This is a genomic window from Amycolatopsis solani (assembly GCF_033441515.1).
Taxonomy (GTDB): Bacteria; Actinomycetota; Actinomycetes; order Mycobacteriales; family Pseudonocardiaceae; genus Amycolatopsis; species Amycolatopsis solani.
In genome coordinates, this window is record NZ_JAWQJT010000001.1 from 2,104,107 (window position 1) to 2,130,771 (window position 26,665).

Consider the following 26,665-nt stretch of genomic DNA (forward strand, 5'->3'; position numbering starts at 1 on the left):
AGCAGGTCTTCTTGCACTCTCCCCCTGAGAGTGCTAAACACGGTCTTGGCACTCGACGCCGTCGAGTGCCAAAGGTCGGGACGGTGAGGCTGACCCCCACCCGGGTCCAGTCGTCCGTCGCGGGCACCGAGCCTGGCCGAGGAAAGAGTCCTGCTGCCGCCGCTGCTTGGCTGTTGATCACTCAACGACGCAGCGCGGCGGTGGCGCCCAATACCGGAGGACCACACCGCAATGGCCAAACTGATCGCGTTCGACGAGGACGCCCGCCGCGGTCTTGAGCGCGGCTTGAACACCCTCGCCGAAGCCGTCAAGGTGACCCTCGGCCCGCGGGGCCGGAACGTCGTGCTCGAGAAGAAGTGGGGCGCGCCGACCATCACCAACGACGGCGTCTCCATCGCCAAGGAGATCGAGCTCGAGGACCCGTGGGAGAAGATCGGGGCCGAGCTCGTCAAGGAAGTTGCCAAGAAGACCGACGACGTCGCGGGTGACGGCACCACCACCGCCACCGTGCTCGCCCAGGCCCTGGTCAAGGAAGGCCTGCGCAACGTCGCGGCCGGCGCTGACCCGATCAGCCTGAAGCGCGGCATCGAGGCGGCCGTCGAGGCCATCACCGAGCAGCTGCACAAGGCCGCCGTCCAGATCGAGACCAAGGAGCAGATCGCTGCTACCGCCTCGATCTCGGCCGCTGACCGCACCATCGGCGAGCTGATCGCCGAGGCGCTGGACAAGGTCGGCAAGGAAGGCGTCGTCACCGTCGAGGAGAGCAACACCTTCGGCCTCGAGCTCGAGCTCACCGAGGGCATGCGCTTCGACAAGGGCTACATCTCCGGTTACTTCGTGACCGACCCGGAGCGTCAGGAAGCCGAGCTCGAGGACCCGTACATCCTCCTCTTCGGCTCCAAGATCTCCACCGTCAAGGACGTCCTGCCGCTGCTGGAGAAGGTCATCCAGTCCGGCAAGCCGCTGCTGATCATCGCCGAGGACGTCGAGGGCGAGGCCCTGGCCACCCTCATCGTCAACAAGATGCGCGGCACCTTCAAGTCCGTCGCCGTCAAGGCCCCGGGCTTCGGTGACCGCCGCAAGGCGATCCTGCAGGACATCGCGATCCTGACCGGTGGCCAGGTCATCTCCGAGGACGTCGGCCTCAAGCTGGAGAACGCGGACCTGTCCCTGCTGGGCAAGGCCCGCAAGGCCGTCATCACCAAGGACGAGACGACCATCGTCGAGGGTGCGGGCGACGCCGACCAGATCCAGGGTCGCGTCAACCAGATCCGCGCCGAGATCGAGAACTCGGACTCGGACTACGACCGCGAGAAGCTGCAGGAGCGGCTCGCGAAGCTGGCCGGCGGCGTGGCCGTCATCAAGGCCGGCGCCGCGACCGAGGTCGAGCTCAAGGAGCGCAAGCACCGCATCGAGGACGCGGTGCGCAACGCGAAGGCCGCCGTGGAAGAGGGCATCGTCGCCGGTGGTGGCGTGGCCCTGATCCAGGCCGCCGAGGCCGCGTTCGCGGGCCTGAAGCTCGAGGGCGACGAGGCCACTGGCGCCAACATCGTCAAGGTGGCCGTCGAGGCCCCGCTCAAGCAGATCGCGATCAACGCCGGCCTCGAAGGCGGCGTCGTGGTGGAGAAGGTCAAGGGCCTGCCGCAGGGTCACGGCCTCAACGCCGCCACGGGTGTCTACGAGGACCTGCTCGCCGCCGGCGTGCCGGACCCGACGAAGGTCACCCGCTCCGCGCTGCAGAACGCCGCTTCCATCGCGGCGCTGTTCCTGACCACCGAGGCCGTCGTGGCGGACAAGCCGGAGAAGGCTTCGGCCGCTCCCGCCGACCCGTCCGGTGGCATGGGTGGCATGGACTTCTGATCCACGCGCTTCACCGGGAAAGCCCGGTCCGCTTCGGCGGGCCGGGCTTTCTCTTTGTGAACACAGCTTATGGCTTCGTGAAGAACCAGATGGCGTAGGCGCCGAGGATCACGATGCCGAGCGCGAGCACCCCGAGGCCCCCGAGCCAGGCGGTGCTCGCTTCTTCCGCTTCCAGCGCGACGACGATCGCGCCGATCCCGGTGAGCAGGATCCAGATCGCCAGCCCGGCGGCGGTGTAGAGCACGGTCTTGGTGACCGTCGTGCTGCCGGTGTCGTTGAACGCGAGCGCGAAGAAGGCCGAGAACGCGGTCAGTCCGAGCCCGGCGATCAGGTACAGCCCGCCGAGGATCCCGACGACGACCTTGGCGGCCGTCCTGCTCCCTTGATCCACGAGAGCGGACCCTAACCCCTCGAACAGGATCCGCGCCGTGCTTTTGCGCCGCCCGGCCTACGGTGCTCGGCCGAACGGCACACCCCCGGCGGGCACCGGCTCCCCCTGCGAACCGGCGCCCGCCCCGCGTCAGGAATCCTCTTCCGGAGTCAGGATGGCGGCCGCGACGTAGATCGGGATCGCGATGCCGACCGACAGGAACACGGCGGCGACCAGGCCGATGCGCAGCACGTTGGCGTCGATGCCGAGGTAGGTGGACCAGCCACCGCAGACGCCGGTGAGCATCTTGTCGGAGCGGCTGCGGCGGAGCTTCTTGGTGGGGGCGTACACGCTGTTCGTCATGGCTCAATACTGGCTCGCGGGGCACCCTGACCACATCCGGAACGGCCCCGACCCCGACCCTGAACTTCGGCCTCGGGGTCGTGAGTGTTAAGTCGGGTTCTAACCCGACTTAACACTCACGACAACTCGCGCACCCTCGCCAGGCGGGCTTCCCACGCGGCTCGCGCCCCTTCCGGTGCCCGGTACCCGCCGGTGGGCTCCGGCGCCTGGCGCAGGACCGGCAGGTAACCGTCCACAGGGGACAGTGAGTCGGCGCAGACGTCCCCTTCCAGCAACGAGATCGTGCCCAGTCCACAAGCGAATTCGAGTTCCGGGAGCGCGCCCGCCAGCGCCAGCCCGGCCGCGAGGCCGACGCTCGTCTCCACCGCCGAGGACACCACACACGGCAGGCCGCACGCCTCCGCGACCTCCAGCGCCCGGCGCACGCCCCCGAGCGGCGCCACCTTCAGCACCGCGATGTCCGCCGCCCCGGCGACCGCCACCTTCAGCGGGTCCTCCGCGCGGCGGATCGACTCGTCGGCGGCGATCCGGACGCCCACCCGGCGGCGCACCGCGGCCAGGTCGTCGATCGTCGGGCACGGCTGTTCCGCGTACTCCAGCCCGCCCGCGGCCTTGTCGAGGTCGGTGATCGCGCGGACCGCCGTGTCGACGTCCCAGGCCGTGTTGGCGTCGACGCGGATCGCGCCGTCCGGGCCGAGCGCGTCGCGGACCGCCTCGACCCGCGCGCAATCGTCCGCCAGGGAGACGCGCGGGTCCGCGACCTTCACCTTGGCCGTGCGGCAGCCGGACGCGCGCACGAGTTCGTAGGCCTGCTCGGGCCCGACCACCGGGACGGTCGTGTTCACCTCGACCCGGTCGCGGACCGGCGCCGGCCAGCCGGTTTCACTCGCCTCCAGCGCCGCCCGCAGCCACGGCGCGCTCTCGGCATCCGAGTAGTCGGCGAACGGGCAGAACTCGCCCCAGCCGGCCGGGCCGCGCAGCAGGACGCCTTCCCGGACGGTGATGCCGCGGAACCGGGTGCGCAGGGGAATCGCGTAGACCTTCATCGACGCCGATCATGCCACCGTCCCAGGATCGGCGAACGGATGCAGAACCGCGCATTCGGAGGAGAGAATGACCCCGTGGTCCTCGACTTCCGCGTGCTGGGTCCGGCCGAGGTCACGGCCGACGGCCGCCCGGTACCGCTCGGGGGCAGCCGGCCGCTGATCGTGCTGGCCGGTCTTCTGCTGCGCGCGAACCGGGTCGTGCCGGTCGACGAGCTGGGCCGCTGGCTGTGGAGCGACGACCGCCGCCGGTCGAAGGGCGCGCTGCAGACGTACGTGCTGCGCCTGCGCCGCGCGCTGGGCGACCAGGTGTCGATCCGCACCGAAAGCGGCGGCTACCTCATCGAACTCGACGACGGCCTGCTCGACCTGTCCCGGTTCCGCGCGCTCGCCGCCCGCGGCAAGGCGGCGCTGGACCGGGGCGAGAGCCGCCAGGCGGCCGCGCACTTCGCCGAAGCGCTCGAGCAGTGGCGCGGGCCGGCCCTGCTCAACGTCGAGTCCGACGCGCTCCACCGCGACGAAGCCGGCCAGCTGGCCGAAGAACGGCTGCGCGTCCGCGAACAGTGGGCGGACGCGCTGCTCGAAGTCGGCGAATACGCCACCGTCATCCCCGAACTGACGCGGCTGACCAGGGAAAACCCCTTGCGGGAGCGGTTGCACGAGCAGCTGATGGCCGCGCTGTACCGCTCGGGGCGCCAGGCGGACGCGCTCGACGTGTACGGCCGGATCAGCCGGGTGCTGGCCGACGAACTCGGGCTCGACCCCGGGCCGTCGCTGCAGCGCACCCGGCAGGCGATCCTGACCGGCGCCGACGAGCCCGCCCGGCTGGCGCGCTACCGGCTCGGCGCCGAACCGCAGGTGCCGCACCAGCTGCCCGCCGACCTGCGGAGCTTCTCCGGGCGCGAGTGCGACCTCAAGGCGTTGCACGCGCTGCTGCCGGAGGCGGTCGACGCCGGCGCGTCCACGCCGATCGCGTCCGTCGAAGGCATGGGCGGCGTGGGCAAGACGACGCTGGCCGTGCACTTCGCGCACGAGATCGCCGACCGGTTCCCCGGCGGGCAGGTCTACCTCAACCTGCGGGGGTACGGCCCCGGCGAGCCGGTCGAGCCGTCGACGGCGCTGGAGGCGATGCTCACCGCGCTCGGCGTGCCGTGCGACGCGATCCCGGCCGACCTCGACGGCCGCGCGGCGAGCTGGCGCACGCACACCGCGGGACGGCGGCTGCTGGTCCTGCTCGACAACGCCAACCGCACCGAGCAGGTGCGCCCGCTGCTGCCCGGCCCGGGCTGCCTGGTCGTGATCACCAGCCGCTGGCAGCTGCGCGCGCTGGTCGCGACGCACGGCGCGCGGCGGATCGCGCTGGAGGAGCTCGGCGACGAGGACGCCGTCGAGCTGCTCGCGGCCACGATCGGCGTCGAGCGGGTGGCCCGCGACCCGGCGGCGGCCGAGCGGTTCGTGCGCTACTGCGGCGGGCTGCCCCTGGCCATCCGGATCCTCGCGGTGCGCGCGGCGCAGTTCCCCGACCTGCCGCTCGACGAGTTCGCCGGTTCGCTTTCCGGCGACCTGCTCGGCTCGTTCGACCTCGCCGACGGCGAAGGGACGAACATCCGCTCGGTGCTTTCGTACTCGTACCAGGCATTGCAGCCCCCGGCGGCGCGGCTGCTGCGGCTGCTCGGCCTGGCCACCGGCGCCGACTTCACCGCGCCGGTGGCGGCCGCGGTCGCCGGTCTGGACCTGGCGACGGCCCGTGCGGTCCTGGAGACCTTGGCGTCCGCGCACCTGCTCGCCCAGCCGCGGCCGGGCCGCTACCAGTTCCACGACCTGATCCGGGCGTACGCGGGCGAAGTCGCGTCACAGGTCGACTCGGCTTCGCAGCGATCCGAGGCGCTGGACCGGTTGCTGGGCTGGTACCTGGCGTCGGCGCTGGACGCGTCCCGCCGGATGCGCCCGGAGCGCTACTACCGGCTGCTGGAACTCGACGACCTCGACGGCGGTCTGACGTTCACTTCCCACCACGAGGCCCTCGACTGGTTCGTCGAAGAGTCCGGGAACCTCATCGCCGCGGTGCACCTCGCGCGGCGCCTCGGCCGCGACGACGTCTGCTGGAAGCTGGCCTGGCTGCTGCAAAGCTACTTCGTGACGCGCTCGCGGCTGGACGACTGGCGTTCGGTGTTCACGGTGGCGCTCGAAGCAGCCCGCTCGAGCGGCCACCGCCCCGGCGAGGCGGGCATCCTCAGCGGCCTCGGCGTCGTCAACGGCGTCGCCCGGCGGTACGCGGAGTCGCGGAGCTACCTGGAGCAGGTGCTGGCGATCCAGCGCGAGCTCGGCGCGCGGGAGGGCGAAGCGCGGGCGCAGTACAACCTGGCGCTGGCTTCGCACAACCTGGACGAGTACGCGGTGGCGTACGAACACGGCAAACAGGCCCTGGAGATCGTCCGCGAGCTGGGGATGGGGCAGTTCGAAGCGAGCGTGCTGCGCGCACTCGGCGACGTCTGCACGTCGATGGGCGACCACGAGCAGGCCCTGCGCCTGGCCGACGCGGCACTGGCCGTCGTCGGCGCGGACGGTCAGCCGGTGGACACCCGCTTCACCCAGCACACCCGAGGGCTGGCCTTGATCGGCCTCGGCCGGTTCGACGAGGGCATCGCGTGCATCCGCGACTCGGTCTCGATGTTCTTCGAGATGGGCGAGCAGTACGAGGCCGCGGACGTCCTCGCCCAGCTGGGCACCATTTATGCGAGGTATGGCGAAGTGACGTTGGCCCGCGAGTGCTGGCTCAGCTCGGTCCGGCTGCTGACGGAACTGGGCCACCCCGACGCGGACGACGTCCGCGCCAAACTGGCGGCGCTGGTGAGTACGGGAGGGTGAGCGGCGGACCGCTCGCGTGCCGACCCCCAGCGACAGCACGCAAGCCGGTCCGCCTGCCCGGTGAGTCAAGCGGATCCCGCTCACTGTCCACTCACTCTGTCCATTCACTGCCCGCGAATCCCGAGCAGCTCGGCGAGGCACTCGGCGTTGCGCGGCGCCTGGACCTTGACGTCGTTGTCGAAGTAGACGTGCACGTCCCGCCGTCCGCCGTCGTGCCAGCGCTCGATCTTGTCGGCCCAGACGCGGAGTGCTCGGTCGGAGTAGCCGCTGACGTAGAGCTCTTCGTCGCCGTGCAGCCGGACGTAGCTGAAGTCCGAGGTCTGCTCTTCGAGGAACGGCCACTTGCCCGCGGTGTCGGCGACGACGAGGGCGATGTCGTGCTCCCGCAGCAGGTGCGTCGCTGCGGGCTGGGCGAAGCTGGGGTGCCGGACTTCGAGCGCGTGCTTGAGGGGTCTTTTCGGGCCGCTTTCGAGGTAGGGATCGCTTTTGAGGTTGCCGTCGTGCTTCTTGGCCAGCTCGACGGCGTCGGTGGTGGTGCGGGGCAGGAGCGCGAAGAAGTTCGCGAGCCGATCGGGGTCGAACGCCAGCCGCGGCGGGAGTTGCCAGAGGAACGGGCCCAGTTTCGCCCCGAGGGCGAGGACCCCGGAGGCGTAGAAGTTCGCGAGCGCGGTCTCGACGTCTCGGAGCTGCTTCATGTGCGTGATGAAGCGACCACCTTTGACGGCGAAGAGGAAGCCGGCCGGGGTCTCGTCGAACCACGCGCGGTAGCGCTCGGGGCGCTGGAGCGAGTAGAAGGAGCCGTTGATCTCGACGGCGTTCATCTGGCGCGAGAGGTATTCGAGCTCGCGGCGTTGGGCGAGCCCGGGTGGGTAGAAAACCCCGCGCCAGGGCGGGTAACGCCACCCCGAGGTCCCGATCCGGATTTCGGCGATCGTCCTCACCGCCTTCCTGTGCCCGTTCCCGCGGCAGGTGATTCCCGGTCGGAGGCGCGCCGAAACGCGGCGCCGGTCGGACTGGCGGACCGCGGGTCGGGACAGGTGACCTGAGTTGGGGGACGGCCGTCTCAAGGGGCCTTTGAAGCGTTTGCTCACAGCACCGCCGGGGTGGGTTGGGGTGTCGGGTGGTTTGGGTGCGCGGGGCGCTCGGGGATGGTGGTTGCGCGGTTTTCGGGCTGGGAAAGGGAAGTCGGCTGGTCCGCTCTGGCTCGCGGAGCGGAGCTGCGGCCTGGCCGGGGTGCCGCCGCCCCGGAGCCGCTGCCCGGCTGGGCTTCCGTCGGGCTGGAGCCGCCGCTGGGCACTAGAGCTGGCGCCGGGCCGGAGCCGCTGCCAGCCCGGAGCCGCCGCCCGTCCGGATCCCTTGCCCCGCAACCGACCTCTCTCCGGTGCCGCTCTCCACCTACGCCCAGGAGAACCTCCAGTGCCGGGACTGCACCAACCCCGACGCGTACTCGCGCAGGTTTCCCGGCTGCCCGGCGAACGTCGGCAAGCTGAACGCCCGGTGCTCCGCCGCCACCGTCAGTGCCCTCGCCTGGTTCCTGGGTGGGGCCGCCACCGACAGCTCGATCGCGTCGAAGCCCAGCACCACCAGCGTTGCTCCGAAGCGGTCCTCCCAGCTGCGCAGCACCGCCGACAGCTCGGCCACCTGGTCCGTGCACTTGATCATCCCCGTCCAGCCCAACAACGCAGGGATGTCGGCCGGGCGCTCGGTCTGGACCAGGCCGAGCCGGTGCGGGGCTCGGGTGGCCAGGATCGAACCCGTGTTGCCCGCTTCCGCCAGTGGGTCCGACTTGCGTGGGCTTCGCTTCGCCAGCCCGGGGAAGCGGGCGCCGAACGGGCGGAGGCAGGCGCCGTCGCAGCAGGAGGTGTCCCACCAGCGGGCCAAGGCCGCCGCCGGGTCGGCGGACGGGACGCGGTGGCCGGCCGGGGCCAGGCGGCCGCGGTCGTCGATCCAGTCCTCGCCGTTCGCCGCGAAGCGCTGGTCGTGGGGGATCAGCACCGGCCACAGGCCCGACCGCTCGAACTCGGCCACGCAGCCGAGGTAGCGCTCTGGCCGGGTCAAGGGCAGGTCGGACACCCACAGCCGGCCGTGCCACGACCCCGGTGGCAGGGTCTGGACCGGCGGCGCGGGCGTACCGGGGCGGAGCGGTGCGATCGTCATGGACGTCCCCTCGAACTTGTGTTCGGCTACTGCTCCTCGAACAGTAGTTCGAGGGTCCGACAATTTCCAGCGATTCCCCCGCTCATCCGTTCGAGTGAATCCGCAAATCCCCAGGTCAAAGCCATGAGCGAGGCTCGTGAGGTGGAAGTTGCTCCTGTGACGATTCGCTGGGCCGAAGGGGTGGCCGGGCGGAGAAGGTGCGAACCGGAGGGAGCCTGCTTACAGTCCACGTCGAGGAGAGGGGGCAGCCGGTGACCGACGACTGGGTGCCGGTGGAGCACCGGTTCGCCGGGCTCGACCGGCGGACGTTCAAACCCGCCTTGACGGCGCTCGGCGTCGCGCTCGTGCTGATCTACGGCCTCCCCGCGCTCGACGCCGCGATCCCGTGGCACAACGAGGTCGAGGCCGGCGACGTCCTCGACCTCGGCGGCGGCGCGACGGCGGTCCCGCCGGTGGGCTGGCAGCTCGAGAGCGGCACCCTGACCGGCTCCGCGGTGACGGCGAGCCCCACGACCCTGCAGGTCACGCTGGCCACCGGCGGCGCGACCATCGACCTGCGCGGCGTGCCCTACACCGGGTCGGCGGACGCCTTCCTCGACCAGGTCGAACGGTCCGAGGGCGACGCGCCGGGCGTCGACGCGGCGCGGGGCAGCGTCACCACCGCCGCCGGGCTGACCGGGGTCGTCCAGGCCGGGACCGGGCCGGGCGGTGACGCGCTCGACGTCGCGTTCAAGGTGCCGCAGGCCGACACCGCGCCGGCGCTGCTGGTCCGCGTGCGCACCGCGCCGGACCAGTTCGAACGCCATCGCGACGAAGTGACGGCGTTCCTGCGCAGCATCGCCCCGGGCCCGGCCAAGTGAACGGCAAGGCGGCCCAACTGGCCGCGATCGAGGAGTCGGGCTGGGGCGTGCCGTTCCGCTTCACCCAGCCGCACAACCTGGCCTTCTGGGTGTACCTGCTCGGCCTCGGCGGTGGCGCGCTGGCGATCGTGCGGTACTTCGGCACCAGCGGCTTCTACGCCCCGGCGCTGACCGGCGGCGTGCTGTTGTTCGCGCTGTACCTGGTGCCGTGGTTGTTGTTGCTGCGCCGTCAGAACCGCTACACCGCCCAGCCGGGCGGGCTCCTCGCGGCGGGCTTCGCCTGGGGCGGCGTCGCCGCGACGTTCTGGATCGCGCTCCCGGCCAACACCGCGCTGCTGGAGATCTGGGCGAAGGTCGGCGGCACCGCCTTCGCCGGCGACTGGGCCGCGGGCCTCAGCGCCCCGATCACCGAGGAATGGGGCAAGGCGCTCGGGCTCGTCCTGCTGATCGGGCTCGCCCCGCGGCTGGTCCGCAGTGCCTACGACGGTTTCATCATCGGCGCGTTCATCGGCCTGGGCTTCCAGGTGTTCGAGGACGTGCTCTACGTCTACAACGGCGCCGCGCAGACGTTCGGCGCGAACCAGCTCGGCACTTCGCTGCAGGTGTTCCTCGTGCGCGGCGCGTCCGGGGTGGTGTCGCACGCGCTGTTCAGCGCCATCTTCGGCGCCGGGCTGCTGTGGGTGCTGGGCCGCGCGCGGGGCGAGCGCCGGGTGGTGCTCGGCGTGCTGACCATGGCGATGGCGATGGCGTTCCACTTCGCCTGGGACGACATGACCGGCCTCGGCGGCGGTGGCCCGCTGACGGTGGTGCTGCCGTTCGCGATCGCGGCCGTGGAGCTCGTCGCCCTGTTCGCCGTGCTGCGCCGGGCCGCCCGCCGGGAGCGGAGCTGGATGCGGGACCTGCTCGGGCCGGAGGTCGACGCCGGGGTGGTCACGCCGGCGCTGCTCGACGCGGTCAGCGGACTGCGCAAGGACCGCGAGAAGTTCCGCAAGCAGGTGCACAGCCGGCGCCGGTCGCGCCACCTCCTCGACGCCGCGGGCGACCTCGCGCGGGAGATCTCCCGCGCCGGCGGCACCGAGACCGCACGGGTGGCGCACGCCCGTGCCGAACTCGAACGGCTCACCTGATGCCCTGAAGGGGACTTTCCGCTCATCTCATGAGCTGAACGTCCCCTTCAGGGCGCGTTAGGGTCGAGCGGGTCCGTCACAGCGGGCGGAGCAGGTCGTCCGCGTCCACGATGTGGTACGCGTACCCCTGCTCCGCGAGGAACCGCTGCCGGTGGGCCGCGTACTCCGTGTCGACGGTGTCGCGCGAGACGATCGAGTAGAAGTGCGCCTGCCTGCCGTCGCCCTTGGGGCGCAGCAGCCGCCCGAGCCGCTGGGCTTCCTCCTGCCGGGAGCCGAACGTGCCCGAGATCTGGATCGCCACCGACGCTTCGGGCAGGTCGATCGAGAAGTTCGCGACCTTCGACACCACGAGTGTCCGGATCTCGCCGCGGCGGAACTTGTCGAACAGCTCCTCGCGCTCCTTGTTGCGGGTCGCGCCCTGGATGACCGGCGCGTCGAGTTCGTCGCCGAGCATCTCCAGCTGGTCGAGGTAGGCGCCGATGACCAGCGTCGGCTCGCCGGCGTGCTTCTGCACGATCGACTTGATCACCGGGGTCTTCGTCAACGCCGTCGCGGCCAGCTTGTAGCGCTCGTCGGCTTCGGCCGTCGCGTACTCGAGCCGTTCGGCGTCGGTCAGCGTCACGCGGACTTCGGTGCACTCCGCCGGCGCGATCCAGCCCTGCGCCTCGATGTCGCGCCACGGCACGTCGTAGCGCTTCGGGCCGATCAGCGAGAAGACGTCGCCCTCGCGGCCGTCCTCGCGCACCAGTGTCGCGGTCAGGCCGAGGCGGCGGCGCGACTGCAGGTCCGCCGTCATCCGGAACACCGGGGCCGGCAGCAGGTGGACCTCGTCGTAGACGACCAGGCCCCAGTCGCGCGAGTCGAACAGCTCCAGGTGCTTGTACTCGCCCTTGGTCTTGCGGGTGATCACCTGGTAGGTGGCGATGGTGACCGGCCGGATCTCCTTCTTCTCGCCGGAGTACTCGCCGATCTCCTCCTCGGTCAGCGACGTCCGCGCGATCAGCTCGCGCTTCCACTGCCGCCCGGCGACCGTGTTGGTCACCAGGATCAGCGTCGTCGCCGCGGCCTTCGCCATCGCCGCCGCGCCGACCATCGTCTTGCCCGCGCCGCACGGCAGCACGACGACGCCGGAGCCGCCCGCCCAGAACGCCTCCGCGGCTTGGCGCTGGTAGTCGCGCAGCTGCCAGTCCGTCTCGTCGAGCGCGATCGGGTGCGCCTCGCCGTCGACGTACCCGGCGAGGTCCTCGGCCGGCCAGCCGACCTTCAGCAGCGCCTGCTTGAGCCGCCCGCGCTCGGACGGGTGCACGATGACCGTGTCCTCGTCGATCCGGGCGCCGAGCATCGGGCTGATCTTCTTGTTCCGGATCACCTCGGTCAGCACCGCGCGGTCGGTGGTCGACATGACCAGCCCGTGCGCCGGGTGGTTGGCGATCTGCAGCCGCCCGAACCGGCCCATCACGTCGACGACGTCGATCAGCAGCGGCTGCGGCACCGGGAAGCGGGAGTACGTCGTCAGCGCGTCGACGACCTGCTCGGCGTCGTGGCCGGCGGCTCGCGCGTTCCACAAGGCCAGCGGCGTGATCCGGTAGGTGTGCACGTGCTCCGGCGCCCGTTCGAGCTCGGCGAACGGCGCGATGGAGATCCGCGCGTCGTCGGCCTGGGGGTGGTCGACCTCCAGGAGCACGGTCTTGTCGGACTGGACGATCAGCGGGCCATCAGTCACAACTACTGTTATACGTGCCTCGCTCGCGGCCGGCGTCGACGGGACGAGGTGCCGAGGGGATCACTGGAGGGCACGTTGACCACACCACCGTCCGACGACAACCCGTTCCGGACGCCCGACTACGCCACGCACCACGCGCCGATGCCACCCGTTCAGGGGCAGCCGGCCATCCCGCACTGGTTCACCGTGAAGGTGCGGATCACGCTCGCCGCCTGCGTCGTGCTGGCGCTGGCCCTCGGCTCGCTGGCCGCGCTGGGTCTCAACGCGGTGGGCAGCACGGGCACGCCGGAAAACGGCGACTGCCTGTACCTGACGCGGGAGAGCGGCGACCGGACCGCCTACCACCGCGTCGGCTGCGGCTCGGACCGCGCGACGTACAAGGTGGAGAACACCTACCGCTCGGGCATCGCGTGCGCGTCCGGCGACTACGTGCGGTTCCGGACCGGCTCCGGGGCGGGCCGCACGCTCTGCCTGGCGCTGAACGTCCAGTCCGGCGACTGCGTGCGCGGCATCGAGGACGAGACGACCATCACCAAGGTGAGCTGCACCGATCCGGCCGCCCAGGACCGCGTCCAGGTCGTCTCCGGCTTCGGTGACGAAGACGCCTGCGGCGAGCACGCGGACAAGGTCCTCATGTACCAGGGCCCGCCGCGGCGGACGGTCTGCCTGGTGAAGACCGGCGAGAACATCTAGCCGAACCAGCGGCCCGGCTCGGCGGGGTCGACGGCGTACCCGTCCGGGCGGAGCAGCAGCAGCCGCCCGCGGTACCCCTCGTCGCCCGTGCTCGCGCGCACCCGGCGCACCTGCCCGGTCAAGCCCGCCGGGGCCGGGTGGTCGCCGAGGTCGAGCAGCAGGCCGCGGCCGTCCCGCAGCAACGCCGAAAGCCGCGTCGGGCCGGCCGCCGTCGTCAGGTCGAGGTCCGGGACCCGGTCCGCGCCCGGGTAGCCGAGGCCGAGGCCGGACAGCAGCCCGCTGAAGTACCGGTTGCCGTCCGGCGTCCGCATCAGGTCGACGACGATCTCGCGCAGCGCCTCGACGTTCTCGCTCCGGTCCGGCGCGGTGAACACCCGCTGGGCGGCGGTGTGCCGCAGCACGCGCGCGGCCGCCGGGTGACGCTCGGCGTGGTAGGTGTCCAGCAGCCCGGACGGCGCCGTGCCGCGGACGGTCGCGGCCAGCTTCCAGCCGAGGTTCATCGCGTTCTGCACCCCGAGGTTGAGCCCCTGCCCGCCGAGCGGCGGGTGGATGTGCGCGGCGTCGCCGGCGAAGATCACCCGGCCGTGCCGGTACCGCTCCAGCTGCCGCGTCGCGTCGTTGAACCGCGAAGCGCCGTAGACCTCGCCCAGGCGCGTCTCGGCGCCGTACAGGGCCGTCAGGGCCTCCGTCACCTCGGTGTCCGACACGGGCGCGTCGCGGCCGGGCTGCGCCGCCGTCGAGCCGAAGACGAACCGGTGCCCGCCGTCGCCGAGCGGGGTGAGCATCGCCCAGTGGCCGTTCGCCTGCCGCGTGACTTCGCTGAAGTGCGTGGCACGGGACGGCACGAGCGCGGACGCGGCGGCCAGCCGGACGTGCGCGAGCGTGGCGACGTAGGTCTCGGTGCGGCCGGGGAACGGCACCCCCAGCAGCCGCCGGACGGTGCTGTGCGCGCCGTCGCAGGCGACCAGCCAGCGCGCCCGTCGCCCGTCGACGGTGACGCCGTCCTCGCTCGTCTCGACGGCGGTCACCGCGTGGCCGCGTTCGACGACGGCGCCGTGCTCGACGGCGTGCTCGGCCAGCATCGCTTCGACGTCGTCCTGGGTGCGGTTGAGCACGCGGGGGTGGCGGGTCCGCCAGACGCTGTGGTCCAGCGGCACCGGGAGGCCGGCGAAGTGCCCGCTCGGGCCGTCGATCTCCGGGCCGGCGGGGTCGAGGCCGCGGAGTTCGAGCAGTTCGGCGGTCCGGGGCTGGAGCCCGACGGGCCGGGGGAGGCCCGGCTCGGTGCGGCGTTCCAGGACGGTGACCTCGACGCCGGCCATGGCGAGTTCGGCGGCGAGCACCAGCCCGGTGGGGCCGGCTCCGGTGATCAGGACGTCGGTCATCGTGCACTCCTCGGGTAGACTGAGTGCAAAAGTAGACCAGGTGCAAATTTGAGGGAAGCTAATAACCGTTCTTGTCCGGCAGCAGGGCCTGGACGTCGAGGCGGTTCGCCAGCAATCCGGAGTTGTGCATCAGGTCCGCCACCCGCTGCAGCCGGATGCCGTTGAGCGACGCCGGGTACGAGCCGAGTGAGATCAACGACGCCGTGGTCGAGTCGATGTCGGAGAACTTCGGGAGCGCGTCGCGGACCACCGCCGGGTCGGTCGCGTTCTGCTGGGCCGCGCCCAGTGCCGTCCGGAACGCCGCCAGTGTGCGGGGGTTGGCCTGCGCGAACGGCTTGGCGGACGCGTAGCCGGACAGCGGGAAGTCGAGCGCCGAGCCGCGGGCGCCGTCGGCCAGGATGTGCGCGCCCATGTCCTTCTCTGCGCGCGTGATGTACGGCTCGATCATCAGCGCCGCGTCCGCGTCGCCGGCCTGGAGCGCCTGGGGCATCGCGTCGAACGGCACCTGCCGGAACTTGATCTTCGCCGCGTCGACGCCCGCGGTGACCAGCACCGAACGCGCGACCAGCGCGCCGACGTCGTCGAGCATGTTCACCGCGATCTCGGGCGACTTCTTCGCCGTCGGCACGGTGTAGTCGGAGCCGGGCAGGGTGACCAGCGCCATCGTGTTGGGCCCGGCCGTGTAGGCCTCGCCCTGCAGCTGCAACGCCGACCCGCCGGCCGCCGCGCGGAACATCGCGATGTCGGAGGCGAAGGTGACGTCGAGGTCGCCGGCCGCCACCTTGGCCAGCCCGTCGTCCGCGCCGAGTTCCACCAGCTGGACGTTCAGCCCGGTGGCGCCGAACTTCCCGTTCGCGACGGCGATCCGCAGCGGGGCCGTGTCGATGGCGTTGCCCACACCGACGCGCAGGGTGGTCCGTTCCAGAGGCGGTGGGGCCGCTGGGGTGGCTGAAGAGAACACACTGCACCCGGCGGTCGCCAGAAGCGCCGCCACCAGCGGAATCGTCCATCCGCGTCTGATCATGAACCTTCACCTACCGCGAGAATCTGGTTCTCGTGCTGGATCGTATGGTCCGCGCCCCATACGATCGCGGGCAGGGCCGGATCGCGCCAGCGCGGCTTTCGGATCTCCACGGTGCGGGCTACCGTTCAGTAGGTTCGAGTGTTGTCAGATCCGCGGGTTCCCGCTCGCGGTGGAAAAGGAAACCAGGTGACCCGTCGCGACAAGCGTCCCCGCAAGGGCGGCGACGCGGCGGATCCGCGTCCGGCCGGTGGCCGCTGGAGATTGCGCAACTGGCGCCTCGGCACGAAGCTCTTCGCCGTCCTGCTGATCCCGGCGCTCGCCGTGATCGCGCTCGTCGGCCTGCGCATCAGCTCCGACCTGCGCGACGCCCAGCAGCTCGCCGAGTTCGCCACCCGCGGCCGCGTCGACAGCACCGTCGCCGAAGCCGTCCACGAGCTGCAGCGCGAGCGCGACCTGACCGTCCGGTTCGTCGCGCAGAACCGGCAGGGCGACACCGCCGACCTCACCGCCCAGCGCAACCGCGTCGACCAGGCGATCGGCACGTTCGAACGCACGCTCGCCGACAGCAAGCCGCGGCTCGACGCGAAGGCCGCGGACAGCCTGCAGCAGACCGACGACCGGCTGCGCGTGCTCGGCGGCCTCCGGTTCTCCGCGGAGCACTCGGCGTTCCCCGCCGACGCCGTCCTGCGCTCCTACAGCGAGCTGATCTCCGGCCTGCTCGACATCAGCGACTCGGCCGCCGCCGACGTCTCCGACCCGGAGCTGGCGCGGCTGCGGCTGGCCGGGAACGCGCTGGCCCGGATCAAGGACCAGATGTCGGTCAAGCGGGCGGTGATGGCCGAGGCGCTCGCCGCGGGCACGCTCGACCGCGACCGCACGCGCGCCCTGCTCGGCGCGGAAGCCGAGCTGGCCGCCGCGCGCAACGACTACCGCACGTTCGCGACGCCCGACCAGCAGAGGATGTTCGACGACACGGTGATCGGGCTGGTCGTCGACATCGGCAACGACATGGTCGAATCCGCGCTGACCCGCACCGAAAACGACCAGAACCTCTCGGGCCTCGACCCGAACCAGTGGGACACCTCGGCCACCCACACGGTGAACCTGACCCACCAGGTGCAGCAGGCGCTGCTCGTCCAATTGCAGGAACGCACCGACGCGCTGGCGGCGCAGGCCCGTACGGCGGCGCTCTGGGACGGCGGCGTCGTGCTCGGCGTCCTCCTCGTCGCGGGCGTGCTGTCGGTGGTCATCGCGCGGTCCCTGTTGCGCCCCTTGCGGATCCTGCGCCGGACCGCACTCGAAGTGGCCGAGCACCGGCTGCCCGCGGCCGTGCAGAACCTGCTCACCGACCCCGAGCCCGCCCCGGAGAACCTGCGGAAACGGCTCGCCGTCGCGCCCGTGCCGGTGTTCACCCGCGAAGAGGTGGGCCAGGTGGCGCGCGCGTTCGACGCGGTGCACGGCGAGGCCGTCCGGCTCGCCGGCGAACAGGCGATGCTGCGCGAGAACGTCAACGCGATGTTCGTCAACCTCTCGCAGCGCAGCCAGGACCTCGTCGAGCGGCAGCTGTCGGTGCTCGACCGGATGGAGGCCGACGAGCAGGACCCGGACACCCTCGCCGGGCTGTTCGAGCTCGACCACCTCGCCACGCGGATGCGGCGCAACAGCGAAAACCTGCTGGTGCTCTCCGGCCACGACTCCGCGCGCGAGGACGCCGGCGCCGTCTCGGCCGACGAGATCGTCGGCGCCGCGCTGTCGGAGGTCGAGCACTACCAGCGGATCGAGCTCGGCCCGGCGCCGCAGGTCGCGGTGCGCGGCGAGGCCGTCAACGACCTCGTGCACGTCATTTCGGAGCTGCTGGAGAACGCGACCCGCTACTCCGGCGACGAGACGGTCACCGTGTCCAGCGCCGAAACCCACGACGGCGACTGGCAGATCGAGATCGTCGACCACGGCGCCGGTATGCCGCAGGCGGAGATCGACCGCACCAACGTGCGGCTCGCGCACCCGCCGGACGTCGACGTCGAGGTGTCGCGCCGGATGGGGCTGTTCGTGGTCGCGACGCTGGCCACCCGCCACCACATCGACGTCAGCCTGAGCTCGCGGGCGGACTCCGGGCTGGTCGCGACCGTGCTGGTGCCGTCGGCGCTGATCGTCGAGCTGCCGCCGATGCCGGCACCGCCCCCGCCGGCCGAGCCCGCCGCGCAGCCGGAGCCCGAACTGCTGGCGCCGCTCGCCCCGTTGACGCCGCCGGAACCCGAGCCCGAGCCGGAACCGGAGGAGCTGAGCCCGCCGTCGATCGAGGCGGGCCCGCCGCGCCGGGCGCCGGTGGTGGCCCGCGAGCAGGCGCCGGAGTGGCCGGTCGCGGACGACGACAACCACCTCGACCTCGACGCGCCGACCGAGCGGATGCCGGCCTACCGCGACGTCCTGTCCCGGTGGTTCGACGCGGCCGCGGCGCCCGAACAGCCGCGTGGCCCGGTGGAACCGCACCCGGTCGCCGAAGAACCGCGTCCGGCCACCCCGGAACCACGGCACGCGCTCTCCGCGGCCCCGCCGCCCCCACCTCCGCCCCCGCCCCCGCCCGCACTTTCACGTGAAAGTGCCGCTTTGCCCGGCAAAGCGGAGCTTTCACGTGAAAGCTCCGCCGCGCAGAACCCGGACGACGAGGACACCGAACCGCAGCTGCGGCCGGTGTCGCCGCCGGCCGCGATCGAGCCCGCGTACGAATGGCCGACCCCGGCGGAGCTGGAACAAGAAGACGGCGCGGAGGACACCTGGCCGTTCCTGCAGACCGACGACGTGGCCGCCGGGCCGGGAGCGGTGCCGGAACAGCGGCCGATACTCTCACTTTCCCCGGAAGCGGTGCGCGAGCGGATGACGAGCCTTCAAGGCGGCTTCCGGCGAGGGCGGCATGCGAGGGGAGACGACACCCGGAACCAGTGAAACGGATTGAGGCATGAGCTCGAAGACGCCCCTGCTGGAAGTGATCGCGCTGGACGCGGCGGACGCCGAAGGCGCGCAGGCGGGCGGGGCGGACCGCCTCGAACTGGTCGCTGACATGGCGCAGGACGGCTTGACGCCGTCGGTCGAAACGCTCCGGGACGTGCAGTCGGCGACCGACCTCCCGGTCCGGGTCATGCTGCGGGACAACGGTTCCTTCGCCGTCGGCGACCTCGAGGGCCTGCGCGCGGACACCGCGCGGCTGATCGACGCGGGCGCGCGCGAGTTCGTCTTCGGCTTCCTGAACATCGACAGCGAGATCGACGTCGACGCCTGCGAAGCGCTGATCAAGGAGATCGACGGCCTGCCGTGGACGTTCCACCGCGCCATCGACCGGACGCGCGATCCGCTGCGCGCGTACGACCAGCTGGCCGGGCTCGGCTGTGACACGGTGCTCGCCGCGGGCCACCCGAACGGCGTCGCGAGCGGGCTTTCGGTGCTGCAGCGGCTGGCGCAGCGGGAGAGCGGGCCGGAACTGCTCGTGGGCGGGGGTTTGCGCGCGCAGCAGGTGCACCTGTTGCGCGCGGGCGGGGTGCGCGGGTTCCATGTCGGGAGTGCGGTGCGGCCGGGCGGGTGGCAGGCTCCGGTGGACGCGGAAACCGTGCGCCAGTGGGTCGATCTCGTCAAATCCTGATCCACTGCGAAACCCGCACGGGTGCCGGTGGTCGGGTAAAAAATCCGCAGCCGCCGGGTTGACAATTGCATGATCCGGCGGCCGGTCATACCAGTATTCGTTTTCCGTGTGGTGTGGAAATGAAATTGCATTCGCGGTTTGCGAATGCCGTTCCGGCTCGGATTGTGCACCTGCACGTGCAGTGCTCCGGTTGGGCTGCTTGGGGGCTGATGCCGTGGCAGGCGCTGGCTATCGTGATCTGGAAGTCGTGAAACAGTGGCAGATTTCCGGTCGGCGACGCGGCGGTCACGGATCGGTCGCGGTTCGCCCGAATGGTGTCAAGAATTGTTCGGCTAGCGCGGGAGGCGGCGCTGTGAGCGCGCGTATTCGGTTCGCGGTCAATTCGATGAGGGGCCATCAGGAAACCAGGATGGCGACCATCAGGTGGATTTCTGTCGCCCGGGAGCGACTGATTACCCGCGGATATCGCGCGAGTGCCTCCGCAACAAGCAGGAAGGCCGAATCGTGACCGGCGTGATACCGCGTCAACGCGGAACCGAAACCTCCGAAGACGAGTACGCCCGACTGGGGCTTGGCGGCTCGCTCGCCCTCACCGGCCTCCTGGCCGCCGTCAAGATCGCGGAAACCGCCACCGGCGTGGTGCTGACCGCCACCGGGGTGCTGCCCGGTGCCAACACCCCGAAGGAGAAGGCACCGGCCTGGCCCGGCGGGGAATGAGCCGGGGGCTGCCCGTGGTGGTGGCTCTCGTCGGACGGAGGGCCACCATGACCGGGAACGACGGGCACGAAGACCTCCGCGGTACGCGTGTGGGGATCGCCGACGTGCGGCGGTTGGAAGACGCGGTCGCGGAGTTGCGCGCGCTGGACTACCGCTACGGCGGCGGCGCCTGCCGGGCGGCCGTCGAGTCGCGGCTGCCGGCCGCGGTCGCGCTGCTGGACGGCGTGGCGAAGACCGTGGTGCAGGCGCGGCTGTGCACCGCGGTCGCCGATCTCTACAACCTCGCCGGCTGGACGAACTTCGACCAGGACCGCCCGGCCGCCGCGCTGGCCGCGTTCGCGCGGGCGCTGGAGCTCGCCGGGCGGGCGGAGAACGACGACCTCCAGGCCAACATCCACTACCGCACCGGACGGCTGCACCTGCACTACGGCGCCGTCGACGCGGCGCTGACGGAGTTCGAGCGGGGCCGGGACGCGGCGCTGCTGGCGCATTCGAAGCTGGCGCAGGCGATCCTGTCGGCCAACCAGGCCTGGGCCTACGCCAAGAAGGCCGACGTCAGCGGCGCGCTGACCTACCTGCGCCGCGCCCGCGAGGAGTTCGCGGAAGCCGCGGACCGCGAACCCTCGCCGTGGGCGGAGTTCTTCGGGCCCATCGACCTGGCGGCGATGGCCGGCACGGTGCACGCGGAACTGGCGCAGGTGGTCGACATCCGGCACGGCCGGGACGGGATCCCCGCGCTCACCGAGGCGATCGCCGGGTACGGCCGCGGGATGACCCGCAGCCGGTCGCTGACCCTGATCTGGCTGGCCACGGTGCACGCGCTGGAAGGCGACCTCGACGTCGCCTCGGCCGTCGGCGAGGAGGCGATCGAGCTGGCGGCGGCGCTGCGGTCGCCGCGGACCCGGCAGCGGCTGCACTCGCTGTCTTCGGCGGCCCGGCGGTTTTCCGGCAATGCGGACGCCCAGGATATCGCCGACCGCGTCGACGCTCTCCGGCATTCCGGACAATAATCGAATGGTAAACAAATCGCAAAGTTGAAAGGCAGCCAAAAGTAGGTTCCTGATCCCGATAACGACTTCTTATGCTTCTCGGCAACCTGCGGCGAGCATTCCGCGCAGGCCCGGTCCCCACCGCCGAGAGGAAATTCCCCATGCGCTTGCGCAAGCTCGTCGCGGCCGCTGTGCCGTTGCCTGCGTTGCTCGGCCTCGCCGTGGCCGTCCCGGCCGCCGCGGCGTCGGAACCCCTGGTCACGCTGGCCGACAACGCCGCTCCGCTCGTCGACAGCGTCCGCACCGGCGACCTCGCCGCCGACCGGCCGATCACCGCGGCGCTCTCGCTGAAACTGCACGACCAGCAGGTGCTGGAAAAGTTCCTCGCCGACGTGCAAAACCCCGCTTCGCCGCAATACCACCGGTTTCTGACCCCGGCGCAGTTCACCGCCAGGTTCGGGCCGACGCAGGCCGACGTCGACCGGGCCGTCTCATTCCTCGGGAAAGCGGGTGCCACCGGGATCGAGGTTTCCGGTAACCGGCAGGCCGTCACGTTCACCGGTTCGGCGGCGCAGCTCGAATCGGCGTTCCGCACCCGGATCGGGACCTACCACGACCGGGTCTCCGGTCGCGACTTCTTCGCCAACGACGCCGCACCGGCCGTCCCCGCCGGCGTCTCGGACGTCGTGGCCGGCGTCGTCGGCCTCGACGACCACGCGGTGCGCACCCACTCGTCGAAGGCCGCCGTCCAGCCCAACGTCGTCAAGGCCGTGACACCGCCGGTGCTCAAGACCGCTTACGGCACCAGCGGTCTCTCGGCGACCGGCAGCGGCGTCAAGGTCGGGTTCGTCGAGTTCGACGGCTACCAGAAGTCCAACATCAGCAAGTACGACAGCACCTACGGCCTTTCGGCGGGCTCGGTCACCACCGTGCCGGTCAGCGGCGCGAACTACGACTCGTCGCCGGGCGACGGCCAGATCGAGGTCGAGCTCGACATCGAGGTCGTCCACGCGCTGGCCGCCGCGGCCAGTGACTACGTCTACGAAGCCCCGAACTCCAGCGCGGGCGAGCTCGCGATGTACCAGAAGATCGCGTCGGACCACACGGTCAACGTCGTCTCGATCTCCTGGGGCGCCTGCGAATCCGCCGAAGGTTCGAGCGCGGCGAAGAGCGTCAGCAACGCGATCGCGACCGGCACCGCGGAAGGCATCTCGTACTTCGCGGCGGCGGGCGACGACGGCACGACCGACTGCTACCGCCAGACCGGTTCGACCGCGAAGGCGGTGGACTTCCCGGCGTCGAGCCCGAACGTCACCGGTGTCGGCGGCACGCAGCTGACGGTCACGTCGTCGAACGCCTACAGCAGCGAAAAGGCCTGGAACGACGGCGCTTCGAACGGCTCGACCGGCGGCGGCATCTCGACCGTCTTCGCGGCACCGTCGTGGCAGTCCTCGCAGAGCACGACGAACCGCAAGGTCCCGGACGTCTCGGCGGACGCGGCGAGCGGCTCGGGCTACTACATCTACACGGCGGGCGCGTGGGAAACGGTCTGGGGCACCTCGGGTGCGGCCCCGCTGTGGGCGGCCTTCGCGACGCTGCAGAACCAGGTCCACGGCGGCGGCCTCGGCAACCTGAACCCGAAGTTCTACTCGATCGGCAACGGGTCTTCGTACGCCACCGGCTTCCACGACGTGACGACGGGCAACAACACCCTCCACGGCACGACCGGCTTCACCGCCGGGACGGGCTACGACCAGGTGACGGGCTGGGGCTCCTTCAAGGGCACCGGGCTGTCGGGCCTGATCGGCTGACCTCGCCCAAGCGCCCCAAGGCGGCCTTCGGTGCGCCAGACGCACCGAAGGCCGCCTTGGGTGCGTCAGACGCAACCAAGGCCGCCTTGGGGCGCTCCGGTGATCGGCATTCGGGGGATTTTCTTCGCAACGCTAAGCGTTAACCTGGTGGCATGATCAAGCGCACGGTGCTGGACGCCACCAGGGAACTGCTCCGCGAACTGGGCCTCACGACGGTGTTCGGCAACCCCGGCACCACCGAGGTCCCCTTCCTCACCGACTGGCCGGACGACTTCGACTACGTCCTCGGCCTGCAGGAGTCCGCCGTCGTGGCGATGGCCGACGCCTACGCGCAGGCCACCCGCCAGGCGGTGCTGGTCAACCTGCACTCCGCGGGCGGGGTCGGGCACGGGCTCGGCAGCCTCTTCAACGCCTACCGCAACCGGACGCCGCTGATCATCGTCGCGGGTCAGCAGACGCGGAACCTGTTGCCGCACGACCCCTTCCTCGGCGCGATGGAAGCCCCGGAGTTCCCGAAGCCGTACGTCAAGTGGTCGATCGAGCCCGCCACCGCCGAGGACGTCCCGGCCGCGCTGGCCCGCGCCTACCACGTCGCCACGCAGGCGCCGTCCGGTCCGGTCTTCGTGTCCGTCCCGGCCGACGACTGGACCGCCACCACCGAGCGGCCCGTCATCAGCCGTCCCCGCATCCGCGGGTTCGCGCCCGACCCCGAAGCGATCGACGAGCTGGTCGCCGCGCTCGAGGCGAGCGAACGGCCGGCCATCGTCGTCGGGGGAGCCGTCGACCAGGACGCCGCCGTCGTCGAGACCGTCGCGCTCGCCGAACGGCTCAACGCCGGCGTGTACGTCGCGCCGATGTCGTTCCGGTGCTCGTTCCCCGAAGACCACCCGCTGTTCCAGGGCTTCCTCGACCCCGAACGCGGTGCCGTCTCGGACAAGCTCGCGGGGCACGACCTCGTCCTGGTGCTCGGCGCGCCGGCGTTCACCTACCACGTCGACCGCGGCCGCGGCGAAGCTCCGCTGCCCCCGCTGTTCATCCTCAGCGACGACGAGCAGATCCTCGCGCGCGCCTTCGAAGGCACCGGCGTCCGCGCGACGCCGAAGCTGGGCATCCGCGCGCTGCTGAACGTCGTCGACCGGAGTTCGCGGCCCGCACCGGCGCCGCTGGAGCGTCCCGCGAAGCCCGGCGACGAGAAGCTCACCGCCGAATACGTCTACTCGACGCTGGCGGAGCTGCTGCCGGACAACGCGCTCGTCGTCGAGGAAACGCCGAGCCACCGCGGCATCCTGCACGACCACCTGCCGATCACGGCGACGGACACGGGCTTCCTGACGATGGCCAGCGGCACGCTCGGCTACGGCGTCCCGGGCGCGGTCGGCGCGGCGCTCGCCCGCCCGGACCGCGCGGTCGTCGGCGTCGTCGGCGACGGCTCCAGCATGTACGGCATCCAGGCACTGTGGACGGCCGCGCGCCAGGAGCTCCCGGTGACGATCCTGATCATGGACAACACGGAGTACGCGGCGGTCCGCATCCTCGGCGAGACGATCGGCGGCGCGAAGCTCCCCGGCACGGAGCTGGGCGGCATCGACTTCGCGGCACTGGCGGCGAGCATGGGCTGCCACGGCGTGACGATCGCCGAACCGTCCGGCCTGGTCCCCGGCTTGACGGCGGCACTGGCCGACCCGCGCCCGACCCTGGTGCACGTCAAGGTGGCCCCGTCCGCCCGGACGCTGTACTGACTTGTCGACAACCGAAGAGCTGGAAGCGGCGGTGGCCCTGCTGCCCGGGTGTCGGGTCACCGAATTCAGCCGGACGCTGAACATGGCCATCGTCGGCTTCCGGCGCGAGGACGTCGAAAAGCGGCTCCACGCGCAGTGCCCGTTCCGCGTGACGCACCGCGACCGGATCCTGTTCGGCTCGGTCGACATGCACTACCGGGACACCGGGGACGCGGACACGGCGTTCGACGAGTACCGGACGAAGTACGACCGCTTCGCCCGGCAGCTGACCGGGATGGCCGCGGACCACCCGTGCTTCGTCGAGTCCGCGACCCTCGGCCGCCTGGGGATGTTGACGCTGGAGCTCAGCGGGCCCCTCGTGGTCGAGGTGTTCCCGGCGTGCGCGGGCGAAAGCGTCGAGCAGTGGCGGCTGTTCGACCGGCACACCGACCACCACGTCGTCTTCCCGGACTCCGCGGACCGCTAGCTAGCGCACCACCATCGCCGAGACGTCCACCGGATTGGTCAAGACGCCCGTCTTCAGCAGCAGGTCCGGGACCCGCTGCAGCTGCTGAGCGTCCAAAGTGGACTTGAGTGTCAGCAGTCCAGTGCGCGCCGCCGTGGCCGCGTCGATCTTCGCGTACTTCACCATGAGCGGCTCGATCTTCTTGCGGTCCGCCACCGCGTCCCGCGTCGCCGCCGCCATGGCGCGCTGGAACGCCGCCACCGCGCGCGGGGACGCCGACGTGAACGAACCCAGTGCGCCGTAACCCGCGGTCGGGAAGTCCACTGTGGACCCCGTGCCGGTGTCGGCCACCAGCACCGCACCCGCTGCCTGCGAAGCCTGCGTGATGTACGGCTCGGTCAGGAAGCCCGCGTCGACGTCGCCGTTCTTCAACGCCGCCACCGTGTTCGGCAGGGGCAGCGGGACCCACTTGACGCCCGCGGCGTCGACGTGGTTGTCGGCCAGCACGGACTTCGTCAGCGTGTCCGCGATCGTGTTGGGTGCCGAGATGCCGATCCGCTTGCCCGCCAGGTCCGCCACCGAACGGATGCCGGACGCGGGCAGCGCCACCACGCCCGTCGAGCGCGGGCCGGCCGACGACGCGTCCGCCACCAGCCGGATGTCCGCCGTTCCCTTGCTGCGCGCCACGAAGAACGGCGTGTAGCTCGAGTACGCGATGTCGGCTTCGCCGCTGACCAGCTTCGTCAGCGACGCCTGCCCGGTCGCGGCCTCGGTCGTCGAGACGTCCAGGCCTTCGCGCTCGAAGTACCCGCCGTCCTTCGCCAGCCAGAACGGCGCGGTGTCGATGGTCGACATCATCGACACCCGCAGCTTTTCCCGGGCGTTGGACGGCGGCGAGGCGCCGTCCAACGCCGAACAACCCGCCAGCAGCAAAGCCAGCAGTCCGGCCAGTACGGCCCTCGCCATGATCCCCCCAGTGGTGGTGTCAGCTCCCGGTCTTGGTCTCCGTCACGTCCGTAGCCCGCTCGGCCAGGTCCCACTCCGCGGCGTCCGACGCGGCCGTGACGGCTTCCGCCGGAGTTCCGCCGTGCAGCAGCCGGGCCACTTCGCCGCGCAGCGTCACGAATTCCGCGGACTCGCGCGTGGTGATCTGGTCGCGCTCGGCGGGCAGGCCGACCGGCAGGTCCGCCACGATCGACGCCGGCGACTTCGACAGCACCAGCACCCGGTCGGACAGGTAGACGCTTTCGTCGATGTCGTGCGTGACGACGAGGATCGTGCTGCCCTGCTCGCGCTGCACGCGCCGGGTCAGGTCCTCGAGCTCGAACCGGGTCTGCGCGTCGACCGACGCGAACGGCTCGTCCATCAGCAGCAACGCCGGACGGCTGGCCAGCGCGCGGGCGATCGACACCCGCTGCTGCATGCCGCCGGAGAGCTGCCACGGGTACTTCCCGCCGACCGCCGCCAGGCCGACGTGCTCCAGCGCCTCGGCCGCCCGCTTCCGCCGCTCGGCCCGCGAAATCGGGCGCCAGCGCAGCGGGAACTCGACGTTCTTCTGCACCGAAAGCCACGGGAACAGCGAACGGCTGTAGTCCTGGAACACGACGGCGAGGTCGTCCGGCACGCCGTCGACGCGGTCGCCGTGCAGGCTGACGGTGCCCTCGGTGGGCGGAGTCAGCCCGGCGATGCAGCGCAGCAGCGTCGACTTCCCGCAGCCCGACGGGCCGACGATGCTGGCCAGCTGCCCGGCCTCGACGGTGAACGACAGCTGGTTCACCGCGGTGTGCGCCTTGGCACCGGTGCCGTACCGGTGACTGAGGCCGGAAACTTCGAGCATGGTGGACATGGGGAGAGGCCTTT

At 71.3% G+C, this 26,665-nt stretch carries 21 protein-coding genes and 1 pseudogene; 12 read left to right on the forward strand and 10 right to left on the reverse strand.

Translation table 11 applies throughout. The features are described 5' to 3' along the window. Positions 1-231 precede the first annotated feature (231 nt). Entirely contained in the window at positions 232-1,860 is a 1,629-nt protein-coding gene (gene groL / locus SD460_RS10505; RefSeq protein ID WP_043776303.1) for a chaperonin GroEL, read from the forward strand. 67 nt (positions 1,861-1,927) lie between these two features. On the opposite strand, the gene SD460_RS10510 is transcribed toward groL, so the two are convergent. From SD460_RS10510 to SD460_RS10520, 3 genes are all read right to left on the reverse strand, one after another. Continuing rightward, a complete protein-coding gene (locus tag SD460_RS10510; RefSeq protein WP_290054425.1) occupies positions 1,928-2,251 on the reverse strand; it encodes a hypothetical protein in 324 nt (107 codons plus the stop codon). 129 nt (positions 2,252-2,380) lie between these two features. Next, positions 2,381-2,593: a PspC domain-containing protein gene (locus tag SD460_RS10515; protein ID WP_290054426.1), complete on the reverse strand. Its 213-nt coding sequence runs from the start codon at positions 2,591-2,593 to the stop codon at positions 2,381-2,383. 116 nt (positions 2,594-2,709) lie between these two features. Further along, the gene (locus tag SD460_RS10520) at positions 2,710-3,639 is read right to left on the reverse strand and encodes an o-succinylbenzoate synthase (RefSeq protein WP_290054428.1); all 930 of its coding nucleotides are present in this window, start codon (positions 3,637-3,639) and stop codon (positions 2,710-2,712) included. 75 nt (positions 3,640-3,714) lie between these two features. Here SD460_RS10520 and SD460_RS10525 point away from each other — a divergent pair, with 75 nt between their 5' ends. Then, positions 3,715-6,504, forward strand: a complete 2,790-nt coding sequence (locus SD460_RS10525; protein ID WP_290054431.1) for an AfsR/SARP family transcriptional regulator — start codon at positions 3,715-3,717, stop codon at positions 6,502-6,504. 104 nt (positions 6,505-6,608) lie between these two features. On the opposite strand, the gene SD460_RS10530 is transcribed toward SD460_RS10525, so the two are convergent. Next, complete coding sequence (locus SD460_RS10530) at positions 6,609-7,445, reverse strand: DUF72 domain-containing protein (protein ID WP_290054433.1); 837 nt, start codon at positions 7,443-7,445, stop codon at positions 6,609-6,611. A 454-nt stretch (positions 7,446-7,899) separates the two neighbouring features. Next, positions 7,900-8,661 (reverse strand): DUF4253 domain-containing protein, encoded by a 762-nt coding sequence (locus SD460_RS10535; RefSeq protein ID WP_290054435.1) that lies wholly within the window; start codon positions 8,659-8,661, stop codon positions 7,900-7,902. A gap of 251 nt (positions 8,662-8,912) precedes the next feature. Between SD460_RS10535 and SD460_RS10540 the strand changes: the two genes are divergently transcribed. After that, positions 8,913-9,521, forward strand: coding sequence for a hypothetical protein (locus SD460_RS10540; protein ID WP_290054437.1), 609 nt, complete (start codon positions 8,913-8,915; stop codon positions 9,519-9,521). Next, positions 9,518-10,648: a PrsW family intramembrane metalloprotease gene (locus SD460_RS10545; protein WP_290054439.1), complete on the forward strand. Its 1,131-nt coding sequence runs from the start codon at positions 9,518-9,520 to the stop codon at positions 10,646-10,648. Before SD460_RS10540 ends, SD460_RS10545 begins: the two co-directional genes overlap by 4 nt. A gap of 76 nt (positions 10,649-10,724) precedes the next feature. Here SD460_RS10545 and SD460_RS10550 read toward each other — a convergent pair whose 3' ends face one another. Continuing rightward, positions 10,725-12,371 carry a DNA repair helicase XPB gene (locus SD460_RS10550; protein ID WP_086863604.1) on the reverse strand — a complete coding sequence of 549 codons (1,647 nt, stop codon included), beginning with the start codon at positions 12,369-12,371 and terminating at the stop codon, positions 10,725-10,727. Between the two features lie 75 nt (positions 12,372-12,446). Here SD460_RS10550 and SD460_RS10555 point away from each other — a divergent pair, with 75 nt between their 5' ends. Then, a complete protein-coding gene (locus SD460_RS10555) occupies positions 12,447-13,064 on the forward strand; it encodes an LppU/SCO3897 family protein (protein ID WP_290054443.1) in 618 nt (205 codons plus the stop codon). Here SD460_RS10555 and SD460_RS10560 read toward each other — a convergent pair. After that, positions 13,061-14,446 carry an FAD-dependent oxidoreductase gene (locus tag SD460_RS10560; protein WP_318306112.1) on the reverse strand — a complete coding sequence of 462 codons (1,386 nt, stop codon included), beginning with the start codon at positions 14,444-14,446 and terminating at the stop codon, positions 13,061-13,063. The two genes, SD460_RS10555 and SD460_RS10560, sit on opposite strands and share 4 nt — an antisense overlap. A gap of 58 nt (positions 14,447-14,504) precedes the next feature. Next, positions 14,505-15,470, reverse strand: coding sequence for an ABC transporter substrate-binding protein (locus tag SD460_RS10565; protein ID WP_290054447.1), 966 nt, complete (start codon positions 15,468-15,470; stop codon positions 14,505-14,507). Between the two features lie 186 nt (positions 15,471-15,656). Here SD460_RS10565 and SD460_RS10570 point away from each other — a divergent pair, with 186 nt between their 5' ends. The 7 genes and pseudogenes from SD460_RS10570 to SD460_RS10600 all read left to right on the forward strand — a co-directional run bounded on the left by SD460_RS10570 (position 15,657) and on the right by SD460_RS10600 (position 24,826). Next, a complete protein-coding gene (locus tag SD460_RS10570; protein WP_290054449.1) occupies positions 15,657-18,413 on the forward strand; it encodes a sensor histidine kinase in 2,757 nt (918 codons plus the stop codon). A 13-nt stretch (positions 18,414-18,426) separates the two neighbouring features. Beyond that, complete coding sequence (locus tag SD460_RS10575) at positions 18,427-19,104, forward strand: copper homeostasis protein CutC (RefSeq protein WP_290054450.1); 678 nt, start codon at positions 18,427-18,429, stop codon at positions 19,102-19,104. A gap of 504 nt (positions 19,105-19,608) precedes the next feature. Next, positions 19,609-19,821: a hypothetical protein gene (locus tag SD460_RS10580; protein WP_290054451.1), complete on the forward strand. Its 213-nt coding sequence runs from the start codon at positions 19,609-19,611 to the stop codon at positions 19,819-19,821. Then, positions 19,740-20,831: pseudogene (locus SD460_RS10585) on the forward strand (NsdA family TPR-like regulatory protein); the annotation flags it as partial. The gene SD460_RS10580 and the pseudogene SD460_RS10585, both read left to right, overlap by 82 nt. A gap of 140 nt (positions 20,832-20,971) precedes the next feature. Further along, positions 20,972-22,621, forward strand: coding sequence for a S53 family peptidase (locus SD460_RS10590; protein WP_290054455.1), 1,650 nt, complete (start codon positions 20,972-20,974; stop codon positions 22,619-22,621). 152 nt (positions 22,622-22,773) lie between these two features. Next, positions 22,774-24,360: a benzoylformate decarboxylase gene (gene mdlC, locus SD460_RS10595; protein ID WP_290054457.1), complete on the forward strand. Its 1,587-nt coding sequence runs from the start codon at positions 22,774-22,776 to the stop codon at positions 24,358-24,360. A 1-nt stretch (position 24,361) separates the two neighbouring features. Further along, complete coding sequence (locus SD460_RS10600) at positions 24,362-24,826, forward strand: hypothetical protein (protein ID WP_290054458.1); 465 nt, start codon at positions 24,362-24,364, stop codon at positions 24,824-24,826. Here the strand turns inward: SD460_RS10600 and SD460_RS10605 are convergent, their stop codons facing one another. Further along, on the reverse strand, positions 24,827-25,771 hold the full coding sequence (locus tag SD460_RS10605) for an ABC transporter substrate-binding protein (protein ID WP_318306113.1): 945 nt from the start codon (positions 25,769-25,771) through the stop codon (positions 24,827-24,829). A 19-nt stretch (positions 25,772-25,790) separates the two neighbouring features. After that, positions 25,791-26,651 carry an ABC transporter ATP-binding protein gene (locus SD460_RS10610; RefSeq protein ID WP_290054460.1) on the reverse strand — a complete coding sequence of 287 codons (861 nt, stop codon included), beginning with the start codon at positions 26,649-26,651 and terminating at the stop codon, positions 25,791-25,793. Positions 26,652-26,665 lie beyond the last annotated feature (14 nt).